The 12738-nt window shown below is 73.9% G+C and carries 10 protein-coding genes; 7 read left to right on the forward strand and 3 right to left on the reverse strand.

The genetic code is table 11. The features are described 5' to 3' along the window. Positions 1–249: 249 nt before the first annotated feature. The 6 genes from ACFY61_RS10965 (at position 250) to ACFY61_RS10990 (ending at position 8563) form a co-directional block, all read left to right on the forward strand. Entirely contained in the window at positions 250–1566 is a 1317-nt protein-coding gene (locus tag ACFY61_RS10965; RefSeq protein ID WP_389469852.1) for an amidase, read from the forward strand. Then, complete coding sequence (locus tag ACFY61_RS10970) at positions 1563–2762, forward strand: AMP-binding protein (protein WP_389469854.1); 1200 nt, start codon at positions 1563–1565, stop codon at positions 2760–2762. Before ACFY61_RS10965 ends, ACFY61_RS10970 begins: the two co-directional genes overlap by 4 nt. Before the next feature lie 71 nt (positions 2763–2833). Then, a complete protein-coding gene (locus ACFY61_RS10975; RefSeq protein ID WP_389469856.1) occupies positions 2834–4219 on the forward strand; it encodes a hypothetical protein in 1386 nt (461 codons plus the stop codon). Next, complete coding sequence (locus ACFY61_RS10980) at positions 4219–5550, forward strand: ATP-grasp domain-containing protein (protein ID WP_389469858.1); 1332 nt, start codon at positions 4219–4221, stop codon at positions 5548–5550. The genes ACFY61_RS10975 and ACFY61_RS10980 overlap by 1 nt, the downstream gene beginning before the upstream one ends. Next, positions 5547–6857 (forward strand): MFS transporter, encoded by a 1311-nt coding sequence (locus tag ACFY61_RS10985; protein WP_389469861.1) that lies wholly within the window; start codon positions 5547–5549, stop codon positions 6855–6857. Before ACFY61_RS10980 ends, ACFY61_RS10985 begins: the two co-directional genes overlap by 4 nt. Positions 6858–6913: 56 nt before the next feature. Next, on the forward strand, positions 6914–8563 hold the full coding sequence (locus ACFY61_RS10990; protein ID WP_389470417.1) for an AMP-binding protein: 1650 nt from the start codon (positions 6914–6916) through the stop codon (positions 8561–8563). On the opposite strand, the gene ACFY61_RS10995 is transcribed toward ACFY61_RS10990, so the two are convergent. Next, complete coding sequence (locus tag ACFY61_RS10995; protein ID WP_389469863.1) at positions 8466–9122, reverse strand: TetR/AcrR family transcriptional regulator; 657 nt, start codon at positions 9120–9122, stop codon at positions 8466–8468. The two genes, ACFY61_RS10990 and ACFY61_RS10995, sit on opposite strands and share 98 nt — an antisense overlap. Before the next feature lie 14 nt (positions 9123–9136). Continuing rightward, positions 9137–11134 carry a discoidin domain-containing protein gene (locus ACFY61_RS11000; protein WP_389470420.1) on the reverse strand — a complete coding sequence of 666 codons (1998 nt, stop codon included), beginning with the start codon at positions 11132–11134 and terminating at the stop codon, positions 9137–9139. Between the two features lie 277 nt (positions 11135–11411). On the opposite strand from ACFY61_RS11000, the gene ACFY61_RS11005 reads away from it, so the two are divergent. After that, positions 11412–12374, forward strand: a complete 963-nt coding sequence (locus ACFY61_RS11005; RefSeq protein ID WP_389469865.1) for an NmrA/HSCARG family protein — start codon at positions 11412–11414, stop codon at positions 12372–12374. Positions 12375–12405: 31 nt separating this feature from the next. Here ACFY61_RS11005 and ACFY61_RS11010 read toward each other — a convergent pair whose 3' ends face one another. Continuing rightward, entirely contained in the window at positions 12406–12642 is a 237-nt protein-coding gene (locus ACFY61_RS11010; RefSeq protein WP_389469866.1) for a DUF6213 family protein, read from the reverse strand. Between the last annotated feature and the right edge of the window lie 96 nt (positions 12643–12738).

Below are 12738 nucleotides of genomic sequence, written 5' to 3' on the forward strand. Positions count from 1 at the left end.
CTGGCCCCGGCCCCTGGGCCCCGCCCCTGTCCCGGGTCCGGGCGACGTGGTGGACCTTGCGGTCCGCTGTGGCTGGTCGCGCGGTTCCCCGCGCCCCATGGGGGGCTGGGTGCGTGTGGTTGGTCGCGCTGGTTCCCGCGTGCCCGGGGGGCGCGTGTCGGTTTCTAGGTGAGAGGTGCTCACGTGGGTACTGCCGCTGTACTCGGTTATCTCCGGCAGGCGTTGCCGGCCGGCGGGGGGAGTGCGCCCGTGGGGCTGCTGCTCGGGCCCGTCGAGGGACGGGGGCGGGCCCTGGACGAGGCCGGGCTGGACCGGGAGGCCTGGCGGGCGGCCCGCCGGCGCTGGATCGCCCGGGCGGACCGGATCACCCGCGCCATGACCTGGCTGGACACCGGCGCCGACCCCGCGGACGTCACCGTCGGCGTGAAGGACACCGTGGACGCCGCCGGCATGCCGACCACCCTCGGGCACGCCACCCACCGCCACCACCCGGCCGCCGACGCGCCCGCCGTGGCCCGGCTGCGCCGGCTCGGGCTGGTCCTGAACGGCAAGGCGTACGCCACCGAGCTCAACATCGGCGCGCCCGGCGACGTCCTCAACCCCGCCTTCCCGGAGCTCTCCCCGGGCGGCTCCAGCACCGGCTCGGCCGTCTCCGTCGCCGCCGGAATCTGCGACTACGCGCTCGCCACCGACGTGCTGGGCTCCGCCCGCTGGCCCGCCGCCAACTGCGGGGTGGCCGGACTGCGCACCACCTGGCGGCCCGGCCGGCTCGACGGGGCCCTGCCGGTCTCGCCCACCCAGGACGCCCTCGGCCTGATGGCCCGCACCGTCGGCGACCTGCGCGCGCTCTGGCGGCGCGGCCCGCTCGCCGGCACCGGCGGCGAGACCGCACCCGGCCAGGCCCCGCTGCGGATCGCGACCGTGGCCAACACCCGCTCCTGCGCACCCGTCCTCGGCGCCGCCCTGGCCCGCGCCGAGGACGCCCTCACCGCACTCGGCGCGGCCCTGGGCACCATCGAGCTGCCCGGGGAGCTCTGGCGGGCCCGGGCCGACGCCTGGGAGCTGTGCTCGGCCGACGTCGCCGACGTCGTCCGGGAGGTCGAGGCCCGGCTGGAACTGCGGATCTCGCCCGTGGCCCGGGCCTCCCTCGGCCCCCCGCCCGCCCCCGGCCGCCACGCCGAACTCCTCGCCTCCCAGGCCGGGTTCCGCCGCGACCTGCTCGCCCTGTTCGACCGGGAGGGCGTCGACGTCCTGCTGATGCCGGTCAGCTCCACCCCGCCCAAACGGGTCGAGGAACGGGCCGGGAAACCCACCCTGCCCAAGCCCGGCGACACCGACTACGCCGACCGGCTCGGCTACACCCCGATCGCCAGCTTCGCCGGCCTGCCCGCCCTGGTCCAGCCCGCCGCCGTCAGCCCCGAGCACGGCCCGCTGGCCGTACAGCTGGTCGGCCGTCCCGGCGCCGAGGCCCGGCTGCTGGAGCTCGGCACCGCCCTGGAGTCACTCCTGGACACCCGCGCCGAGCTGGCCGCCCGCGTCGCGCGCACCCTCACGGAGGCACCGTGACCCCGCCCCCCGGCACCCCCGCCCGCATCGGCCGGCTGGCCCCCGGCCCGGTCCGCGCCGAAGCCCGCCGCCTCGCCGCCCTCGGCGCGGCGCCCCCCGCCGGCGCCGACGAGAGCGGACCCGCCCAGATCACCGCCGCCACCCGCACCCTGGCCGCCGGATCCGGCGGGCAGGTCGTCGCCAGCGGCGGCACCACCGGCCGCCTCAAGCTCACCACCATCGCTCCGCACCAGGGCATCCCCCGGCTCCTGGACAGCTGGCGGCCGCTCCACCCCGGTGACGTCCTGCTCAACCTGTTCCGGCCCGGACGCCTCTGGGGCGCCCACTACTTCTACAACGCGCTCGCCACCCACTGCGGGGCCTCCGTCCTGCCCATGGGGCCGCTCTCCGCCGCCGAACTCCCCGAGTGGGCCGAGGTGTTCCGGGAGACCGGGGTCAACGCCCTGGCCGGCGCGCCCAGCGCCCTCGCCGACTTCGCCGACGCCGTCCGCGCCACCGGCACCGAACTGCCCGTGGACACCGTCGTCTGGGCCGGCGAGCCCTTCACCCCGGGCCGCCGCGAGGCCGTCGCCCGGGCCTTCCCCGACGCCCGGCCGTGGGGCAACTACGGCTCCATCGAGACGTACGTCATCGCCACCAGCGGCCCCGGCTGCGCACCGGACCTGCTCCACCTGCTCCCCGGCCAGCAGCTGGAGTACGACGCCGAACGCACCCTGCTCACCCGCACCGGCGAGGGCTGGCCCGCGCCCGCCGTGCGCTACCGGCTCGGCGACCGCGTCACCGCCGCCGACTGCCCCTGCGGCGCCCCCGACGCGCTGAGGGTCCTGGGCCGCACCGACGACCGGCTGAAGTTCCACAACACCATGCTCCGCCTCGGCGACCTGCTGGACGTCGCCCGCGCCGCCCCCGGCGTCACCGACGCCCAGCTGCTCCTCACCCCGGACCCGGCCGACCCCGCGGCACTCGGCTCCGTCACCGTCCGCTGGACCGGCCCCGCGGCCGCGATGGCCACCGCCCATCCCGCCGACCCGGTACGGGCCGAACTCCTGCGCCGCGTCTACGCCCTGGGCGCCATCGCCGCCCAGCACCCGGACAGCGTCCGCGCCGAACCGGTGGACCGGCTCGAACGCAACTCCCGTACCGGCAAGGTGGTGCCGCACCTGTGGCACCACCCGGGCGCCGCCCGTACCACCTGACCGCCCACCGAGCACGGCAACCCAGCGACCAGTCGGCCAGCCGGCCGCCAGACAGGGAAAGGGACGGCGCCATGGAGCGCGGCACCCCGGCCGAGAACCGGATCACCAGGGAGTTCCTCCAGGACGCGCGCGGAAAGTCCCGCGCCGTCGACACCACGGACCCCGCCTTCGACCGCACCCACGCCTGGCTGGGCCGGCCGGTCTTCAACCGGCCCGCGTTCCTCCGGGCCGAGGACGTCCGCACGCTGGAGCACGACCTCGGCGTGCTGCTGCGGCTCCTGTCCTCCCTGCCCGAACGCCTCCACGGAGGTGACCCCGGCCGGATGGCGCTCTCCCTCGGCCTGCCGCCGGCCCAGGCCGAGGCCGTCACCCGCTGCGCCGTCCCCGGTCCGGCCGTCCCGCTGGGCCGGGCCGACCTGCTGCGCGAGCGGGGCCGGTTCCGGCTCCTGGAGTTCAACACCACCAGCTCCCTCGGCGGCTGCGAGATCGCCGAGATGAGCCGTGCCATGCTCGCCGACCTCCCGCTGACCGAGTTCGCCGAGCGGCACGGCCTCGGTTTCGGCGACCCCGTCGCCGGGATGACCGCCTCCATGGACGCCGCCCACCCCTCCCGCTCCGGCCTGCCCGTGGCCGTCGTCAAATGGCCCGACAGCCCGGCCACCGCCACCGAGTTCGGCCACATGCGGCTCTTCCTCCAGCAGCTCGCCGAACTCGGCCACGACGTCTTCCCCTGCCACATCGGCCAGCTCGCCTACTCCGGCGGCGTACTCACCGCACGGGGCCGCCGCGTCGACCGCCTCTTCCGCACCTTCCAGCTCAGCCGGCTCACCGGCACCCCGGAGACCGCGGCACTCGCCGCCCCGCTGCTCGACGCCGTCGCCGACGGGGCCGCCGCCCTGTTCACCCCGCTGCCCGCCGACCTCTACGGCATCAAGGACTGCCTGGGCCTGGTCGGCGACCCCGCCCACCGGGACCTCCTCGACCCCGCCGAGGCCGAGGTCGTCGACCGGCTGCTGCCCTGGACCCGGCCGCTGCGGCCCGGCGTCACCACCCGCGAGGGCCGGACCGTCGACCTCCTCGAACACCTCACCGCCAACCGGGAAGGGCTCCTCCTCAAGCCCAGCGCCGGCTTCGCCGGCAAGGGCATCACCGCCGGCTGGATGGCCGGCCCCGGCGAGTGGGCGGACCGCATCGCCGACGCCCTGCGCTCCGGCACCCCGCACGTGGTCCAGGAACGCGTGGTCCCCGACGCGGAACGGTTCGTGGACGAGGACGACCCCGACACCCTGGCGCCCTGCCTGCTCAACTGGGGCGTCTTCCACACCGTCCACGGCTACAGCGGCGCCTTCGTCAAGGGCATCCCGCGCGCCGCCCAGGACTTCCGCTTCCTCGGCGACGGCTCCCACGTGGGCTGCGTCTTCCACCCCCTCGACCACCGCACCACCGGGGAGCGCTGATGCCCACCACCACCGGCGTCGTCGTCGACGCCTACACCACCGGCAACCTGCTGCCCGCCGCCTTCGCCGAGCACGGCGTCCGCCTGGTCCACGTCCAGGCCCGGGAGCGGGTCTCCACCGCCCTGCTCGGCCCGGACCTCGACCGGTTCACCGAGAACGTCGTCTACGACGGCCGTCCCGCCCTCGACCGGATCCGCGCCCACGCCCCGGCCTTCGTCATCGCCGGCCAGGACTCCGGGGTGGCCCTCGCCGACCGGCTCAGCGAACTCCTGGGACTGCCGACCAACGGCACCGCCCTGTCCGCCGCCCGCTGGGACAAGTACGCCATCGGCGAGCGGCTGCGCGGCCTCGGCATCCACTGCGCCCGCCAGTTCAAGTCGGCCGACCCGGCCGACCTGGTCCGCTGGCGCAAGGAGGACCCGGGCGGCGCCGACCGTCCCGTCGTGGTCAAACCGGTCAGCTCCGCGGGCACCGACCGGGTGCACGTGTGCCGCACCGACGCGGAGATCGAGGCGGCCGCGGCCGCCGTGCTGGCCGGCCCCGACGTCTACGGCAAACCGAACACCGAGGTGCTCGTCCAGTCCTACCTCGAGGGCACCGAGTACATCGTGGACACCGTCAGCCGTGACGGCCGGCACTTCGTCTGCGGGGTCTGGCGCTACCACAAGCGGCTCGTGGGCGGCCGGCCCGTGTACGACCGCGACGTCCTGCTCGACCCCGGCGAGCCGCCCGTGCCGGCCCTCCTCGACTACATCGCCACCGTCCTGGACGCCGTCGGCATCCGGCACGGCTCCGCCCACGCCGAGGTCATAGTCACCCCCGAGGGGCCGGCCCTGGTGGAGATCGGAGCCCGGATGAACGGCAACATGCACCCCGGCCTGCACCGCCGCTGCCTCGGCCACGACCAGGCCGCGCTCACCGCCCTCGCGTACGTCCGCCCCCGGGAGTTCCTCGACCGCTGGGCCGGCCGCGTCTACACCCGGCTCGCCCCCGCCGTGGTCTGCAACACCGCCACCGAACGGTCGGGCCTGGTCACCCGCGTGGACGGGGCGGCGGTGCGCCGGATCGAGGCGCTGCCCGCCGTGCACGCCGTCACCGTCAAACTGGCCCCCGGCGACCGGATGCGGCCCACCACCGACCTGCTGTCCAGCCCGCTGCGGGTCTTCCTCACCCACCGGGACCAGGCCGTCCTCGACGCCGGCACGCGCACCGTCCGGGAACTGGCCGACGCCGTGTACGAGACCGATCCCGCGAACGGGACCGCGAACGGAACCGGAACCGGGACCGGGGCCGTGACCGGGACCGCGACCGGGACCGGAGCCGGGGCGTGAGCAGGCCCGAGCCGGCCGCGCCCGGCCCCGCCGGAGCGACCGCCGGCCCCGCCGCCGCCCCACCGCCGAGCCTGTGGCGGGACCGCGACTTCACCACGTACTGGCTGGGCGAGAGCACGGCCCGCGTCGGCATCCAGGTCACCGCGCTGGTCCTGCCGCTGCTCGCCGTCGTCGAACTCGACGCCACCTCCTCCCAGGCCGGCCTGCTGGGCGGCTTCCAGTTCGTCCCCTACCTGCTGCTCACCCTGTTCGCCGGCGTCTGGGTGGACCGGGTGCGGCCGCGCCCCTTCCTGGTCCTCACCAACCTCGCCCGCGCCGTCCTGCTGGCCCTGGTCCCCGTCCTGTTCTGGCTGGACGCCCTCACCCTGCCCGTGCTCTACGCCACCGGCTTCGTGATCGGCGCGCTCGCCGTCCTGTACGACCTGTCCTCCTCCACCTTCCTGCCCTCACTGATCGGCAAGGACCGGCTCGCGGAGGGCAACAGCCGGATCCAGGGCAGCGGTTCGGTGGCCCGGATCGCCGGTCCCGGGCTCGGCGGGCTGCTGGTGCAGGTGATGTCGGTGCCCGCCACGATGGCCGCCGGGGCCGCCGTCCACCTGTTCTCGGCGGTCGCGCTGTTCGCCGTCCGCACCCGCGAGGAACGCCCGCCGGCGGGCGCGGCCAAGCCGGTGCTCCGCGAGATCGCCGGCTCGCTCCGGTTCGTCGCCGGCAACCCCTACCTGCGGGTCTCCGCCTTCCGGGCCGGCTTCAACAACCTGTTCTTCATGGCCATGCAGACCCTGTTGCCGCTGTTCGTGATCCGCGGCCTCGGCGAGACCAGCGGCACCCTGGGCCTGGTGCTGGCCACCGGCGCGGCGGGCTCGCTGATCGGCGCCTTCCTCGCGGTGGGCGTCGCCCGCCGGCAGGGCACCGGCCGGGCGATCGTGATCGGGTTCGGGCTGGGCTCCTTCTCCCAGGCACTGATCCCGCTGGCCGGCGGCCCCACCCCGCTCGTCCTCACCGTCCTGCTGGGCTCGTTCCTGCTGGGCGGCATCGGCACCACCATCGGCAACATCCACCTCGCCACCCTCACCCAGACCGTCACCCCCGCCCGCATGCTCGGCCGCACCAACGCCGCCCTGCGCTTCCTCACCTGGGGCACCATGCCCGTCGGCGCCCTGCTCGGCGGCTGGCTGGGCGACGCCATCGGCCTCCGCGCCGCCCTCGTCGTCACCGCCGCGGGCTTCACCGTCTCCCTGCTGCTGGTGGCCTTCTCCCCGGTCGGCAGGCTCACCGACCTCCCCGAGGAGGCCCACTGGGAGGACTGACAGGCCCTAGGGTGGCGCTGTCGTTTCCGACGTCGAGGAGGTACGCCGTGCCGACCATGCCGAGTTACGCGTCCGGGCCCAGTGAGGTGCCGCTGCTGGGCGACACCATCGGGGACGACTTCGACCGCACGGTACGGGCGTTCCCCGGCCGGGACGCGCTGATCGAGGCCGCCACCGGCCGCCGCTGGACGTACGCCGAACTCGCCGCCGACGTCGACGCGCTGGCCCTGGGGCTGCTGGACCTCGGCATCACCCGCGGGGACCGGGTCGGCATCTGGTCCCCGAACTGTGCCGAGTGGACACTGGTCCAGTACGCCACCGCCAAGATCGGCGCCGTCCTGGTCACCGTGAACCCCGCGTACCGCACGCACGAACTGGAGTACGTGCTGCGGCAGTCGGGGATCCGGCTGCTCGCCGCCGCCGAGCGGTTCAAGACCTCCGACTACGCGGCGATGGTCGCGGAGGCCGCGCCCCGCTGTCCCGGCCTGGAGCACGTCGTCCTGCTCGGCTCCGCCCGCTGGGAGGAACTGCTCGGAGCCGGACGCCGCGCCGACCCGGCGGCCCTGGCCCGTGCCGCGGCCGGGCTGAGCCCCGACGACCCGATCAACATCCAGTACACGTCCGGCACCACCGGCTTCCCCAAGGGCGCCACCCTCTCGCACCACAACATCCTCAACAACGGCTACTTCGTGGGGGAGTTGCTGGGCTACAGCGAGCGTGACCGGGTGTGCATCCCGGTGCCGTTCTACCACTGTTTCGGCATGGTCATGGGAAACCTGGCCTGCACCAGCCACGGTGCCGCCATGGTGATCCCCGCGCCGGCCTTCGACCCGGCCGCCACCCTGGCCGCGGTGGCCGCGGAGTCCTGCACCTCGCTGTACGGCGTCCCCACCATGTTCATCGCCGAGCTCGCCGATCCCGGCTTCGGCACGTACGACCTCTCCAGCCTGCGCACCGGCATCATGGCGGGCTCACCCTGCCCGGTGGAGGTGATGAAGGAGGTCATCGACCGGATGGGCATGGCCGAGGTGGCGATCTGCTACGGCATGACCGAGACCTCGCCCGTCTCCACCCAGACCCGCGCCGACGACCCCGTGGAGCGCCGGGTGTCCACCGTCGGCCGGGTCGGGCCGCACCTGGAGGTGAAGGTCGTCGACCCGGACACCGGCCGTACCGTGCCGCGCGGCACCCCGGGGGAGCTGTGCACCCGCGGCTACTCGGTGATGCTGGGCTACTGGGGCGAGCCGGAGCGGACCGCGGAGGCCGTGGACGCCGCCCGCTGGATGCACACCGGCGACCTGGCGGTCATGGACGAGGACGGCTACATCGCCATCACCGGCCGGATCAAGGACATGGTGATCCGCGGCGGCGAGAACCTCTACCCGCGCGAGATCGAGGAGTTCCTGCACGGGCACCCGGACGTCCTCGACGTGCAGGTCGTCGGGGTGCCCGACGACACCTACGGCGAGGAGCTGATGGCCTGGGTGCGGATGCGGGAGGGCGCCGAGCCGCTCACGGCGGAGGCGGTCCGCGACTTCTGCGCCGGGCGGCTCGCCCACTTCAAGGTCCCGCGCTACGTCCACGTCGTCGACGCGTTCCCGATGACGGTCACCGGGAAGGTGCGCAAGGTGGAGATGCGGGAGGAGGCGGTGCGGCTGCTGGCCCGGGAGCGGCCGGGACCGTCATCGCCAGCACCTGCTCGGTGACCGCGTCCAGCATCTCCGCGGCGGCGTCGGCGTCGCCGAGGACGAGGAAGTTCAGGGTGAGGCCGTCGGTCATCGCGGCCAGGTAGCGGGCCAGCAGGGGGACGGGCACCCGCAGCCCGAACCCCATGTCCGCGCGGAGCTGCTCGATCAGCTCGGCGTAGGTGGCGGTGTACAGCTCGTACTGGCGGCGGGCCAGGTGCCCGAACCCGGGCCGGCGCAGGGCGTACTGGGTGAGCTCGTAGGTGAGCAGGTGCTCGCCGGGGCGGGCGGACACGTGGTCCCAGTACGCCTGGAATCCGGCCCGGACGGTCTCCCTCAGGGATCCCGCGGGCCGGATCGCCTCCTTCACCACGCCGGTGTAGTGCTCGGTGATCGCCTCGATGACCGACTCCAGCAGGGCCTGCTTGGAGTCGAAGCAGTAGTGGACCACGCTGAGGGACACGCCGGCCTCGGCCGCGATGGACCGGGTCGTGGTCGCGGGGACCCCGTCCCGGGTCATCGCCCGGATCGCCGCCTCGGTGAGCTGCCGGCGCCGTTCGGCCAGCGGCCTGCGTGCCATGTGCGTTGCCGTCCTCAGCTGCTGTGTACGCCGACCTCGTGGAGCGAGTAGCCCCACTGGGTGCCCCGCTGGACGCCGTGGACCCGTACCCAGCGGGCGGTGGTCGCGTCGAACAGGGCGGTGTCCAGGCCGCCGTCGCCGGTCGTGGTGGACCACACCGTCCGCCAGTTCGCGGCGTCGTCCGACACCTCGATCCGGTAGGAGCGGGCGTGCGCGCGTTCCCAGTCCAGGGTGACCCGCTTGACCAGGTGCGGGCTGCCGAGGTCGACGGTCAGCCACTGGTCGTCGCTCCACTCGCTGGCCCAGCGGCTGCCCCGGTCGCCGTCCACGGCCCGGCCGGGCGCGTAGGTGGCGAAGGGGTTCCACCACTCGGTGGAGGAGGCGGAGGCGGGATGGCCGAGGGCCAGGTTGACGCCGGCCCGGTGCTGCTCGGAGGCGCCCCAGGTGTCGAGGTAGGACTCGGCGCCGCGGAACAGGTCGTCCACGACGTCCTGGCCGCCGACCTTGCGGACGTCCTCGATCCAGTCCGGGACCAGGCCGTAGTGGGAGGCGCCGTCGGTGTTCAGGTCCCAGCTGCGCTGTCCGGTGGTCTGCCGGTCGATGACCGAGCCGCCGTCGGTGCTGCGGAACGGGTACGTGACCTTGTTCGGGGCGTCGGCGCCGCGCGGGCCGGGCCAGCCGCCCACCCCGTTCATGTCGGTGCCGTAGCCGTAGCCGACGCCGTACTTGTCGCGCAGCGCGTCCTTGGCCTTGGCCTCGGCGCTGAACGCCTCGGAGCCGTTCATGTACTGGGCGGCGAAGCCGCCGAGCCGGTAGAGCCGTTCGGTCCAGTCCTCGTCCATCCAGCTGTGCGAGGAGATCACGCCGGGGTAGGACTCCGACTCCATGATGTCGAAGGCCCGTCCGGCGGCCTTCACGCTCATGTGGTCGATCTCCAGCATCATCTTGCGCTTCATCATGCCGCGCAGCGCGTACTCGCCGAGTCCGGTGAGCCCGCGGACGTTGCACCGGGCGTCCGAGGCGTACGAGGGCACGCTCACGCCGGCCGGGAGTTCCTTCTCCGCGTTGGGGGCGGCGGCCAGCCCGATCGGGTTGTCCTCCTGCGGGCCGGCGCACTTCTCGGTCCGCCAGAACGTGCCGGTGGACAGGAACTGGCCCACGTTGATCGCGGTGCCGAGCGTGCCGGAGTCGAAGCGGACCCCGCAGAGCGCGTTGTCGAACTTGTGGCAGAGGAACATGCTGCGCACGCCCAGGCGGTGCAGCTCGTCCAGGCCGCGGTCGATGTCCTCGCGGTCGCACTGGGCGACGTCGAGGATCTGCTTGCAGCCGAAGGGCTCGGAGGTCTCGACGCCGAGCACGACGGCCATCTTGCCCTGGGCGATGACCTGGCGGGCCTGGGCGCTGTCGGTGACGATCCGGAACCAGCCCTTTCCGGGGCCGCCGTACATCTTGTCGACGTAGGCCTGCATGTCGTACGTCTTCTGCGCCTGGAGGCGGATGGACGTCATCTCGTCGCAGCCGCGGTCCTTGAAGAAGTAGACGGAGCAGATCACCCCGTTGGTGACGAGGTCGTTGACCATCACCCGCTGGCCGCCGCGCCAGGCGCGCTCGATCCAGGCGTAGTAGTTCTGCTGGTGGGTCAGCGAGTCGTGGGCGGGCCAGTCCTTGAAGGTGGGCCAGCCGTTCGGGTCGTGCTTGCCGTCGCCGCCCTTGGTGATGAAGTCGAAGACGGCGAGGCTGCCGTCGGGGTAGTGCTCGGGGCAGTCCTTGAGGGCGTCGGCCACGCCGAGTTCGGAGAACGGCTTGCCGCAGATCAGCCGGCCGCCGAAGGCCTCGTTGGACATCACGTGGTTGTGCGCGTCGACGAACCCGCGGACCTGCCCCTTGGCGTCGGTCCCCTTGAAGGGTTCACCGGTGACGTCGATCCGTGAGTCGGGTGCCGGGCGCGCGACCGGGTTCCACCACTCCGCCTCGGCGGCGGTGCTGGGTGCGGGGCCCAGGAGCAGGGCCATGGCGGTGAGCAGGAGGGTCAGGAGCGCGACGGGCTTGCGCCTGCGGTGTGGGGGTCGGGTCGTCACGGCCACCTCGGATTGTCATGTCCACATATGGATGCCCCGAGGATGGTTACCAGCGCGTAAGGAGTCAATAGTCCGGGACGCTTGACCTGATGCGATGTCAGGTGCGCGGCGGCGGCCGCCGGGGGTCCGTGTCCTCCCCCCGCGTGGAAACGCCCCCCTCCCGGCCGCCGGGAGCCCGGGGACGGGGGCCGGAGGTGCTAGGAAACGGGGCATGACGGACAAGACCGAGAAGACCATCACCGTGTTCGGAGCCACCGGCCGCCAGGGCGGCGGCCTGGTCCGGGCGATCCTGGCGGACCGGAACGGCCCCTTCACGGTCCGCGCCGTCACCCGCGACCCCGCCTCGGACCGGGCCCGCGAGCTGGAGCGGCTCGGCGCCGAGGTCGTCGGCGCCGACCTCGACGACGAGGCGAGCCTCGCCCCCGCCCTGGAACACGCCTACGGCGCGTACCTGGTCACCGACTTCTGGCAGCACATGTCCGCCGAACGGGAGCAGGCCCAGGCCCGCGCCCTCGCCCGGGCCGCCTCGCACGCCGGTGTCCAGCACGCCATCTGGTCCACGCTGGAGGACACCCGCGAGTGCGTCCCGCTGGAGGACGGCCGGATGCCGGTCCTCCAGGACCGCTACAAGGTGCCGCACTTCGACGCCAAGGCCGAGGCCGACAGCTACTTCACCGAGGAGGGGGTGCCCACGACCTTCCTGCGGACCACCTTCTACTGGGAGAACCTCATCGCGCCCTTCGGCCCGCAGCGAGGGGAGGACGGCAGCCTCGAACTGGTCCTGCCCATGGGCGACAGCCGGCTCTCCGGCATCGCGGCCGAGGACATCGGCCGCACCGCGCTGGAGATCTTCAAGCGCGACACCGACCTGATCGCGGCCACCGTCAGCATCGCCGGCGAGCACCTCGCCCTCGCCGAGATGGCCCGGATCCTCACGGAGGCCCTCGGCGAGCCGGTGAACTACCGCCCGCTGACCCCGGACGCCTACCGCGCCCTCGGTTTCCCCGGGGCGGACGAGGCGGGCAACATGTTCCAGTACTACGCCGACTGCGAGGCCCGCTTCACCGCGGCCCGGGACCTGGACGCCGTCCGCGAGCTGCTCCCCGGCCTGCAGGACTTCCGCACCTGGCTGGCCGGCCACGGCGACCGCCTCCGGCTCGCCCTCGCGGGCTGATGCCGGCCCGGCGCGGACCGGGGCCCCGCCCTCACTCCAGTTCCGGCGTGGAGGCGAAACCGATGCACTCGACGTCGATCTGGTCGGCGAGTTCGGTCAGCACCCCGGCCAGGTCCGCGACCGTCTGCGGGTCACCCGTGAGCTCTCCGGAGTCGCTCGACCCCTGCCAGTCCTCGGCGACCCGGCGGAGCAGCGTGGTGACATGGTCGGCCGGTATCAGCAGGCCGCCGTCCCCCGAGGGGATCAGCGGTATGGACACCTGGATCATGGCAATGCCTCCCACGCCGCGACGTACCACTTCCTCAGGGCGGCTACCCCGGCCGCTCCCCGCCAACCGTCCCGTCCGCGACGGCCGCCCCCGCCC

It is taken from the genome of Streptomyces sp. NPDC012888 (genome assembly GCF_042900645.1).
In the GTDB taxonomy this organism is placed as follows: domain Bacteria; phylum Actinomycetota; class Actinomycetes; order Streptomycetales; family Streptomycetaceae; genus Streptomyces.

Bases quoted from the DNA above. Each gene is read 5' to 3' on its own strand.
- ACFY61_RS10975 (WP_389469856.1), top strand. From the start codon at position 2,834: ATGGAGCGCGGCACCCCGGCCGAGAACCGGATCACCAGGGAGTTCCTC.
- ACFY61_RS10980 (WP_389469858.1), top strand. From the start codon at position 4,219: ATGCCCACCACCACCGGCGTCGTCGTCGACGCCTACACCACCGGCAAC.
- ACFY61_RS10990 (WP_389470417.1), top strand. From the start codon at position 6,914: ATGCCGAGTTACGCGTCCGGGCCCAGTGAGGTGCCGCTGCTGGGCGAC.
- ACFY61_RS10995 (WP_389469863.1), bottom strand. From the start codon at position 9,122: ATGGCACGCAGGCCGCTGGCCGAACGGCGCCGGCAGCTCACCGAGGCG.
- ACFY61_RS11000 (WP_389470420.1), bottom strand. From the start codon at position 11,134: ATGGCCCTGCTCCTGGGCCCCGCACCCAGCACCGCCGCCGAGGCGGAG.
- ACFY61_RS11005 (WP_389469865.1), top strand. From the start codon at position 11,412: ATGACGGACAAGACCGAGAAGACCATCACCGTGTTCGGAGCCACCGGC.
- ACFY61_RS11010 (WP_389469866.1), bottom strand. From the start codon at position 12,642: ATGATCCAGGTGTCCATACCGCTGATCCCCTCGGGGGACGGCGGCCTG.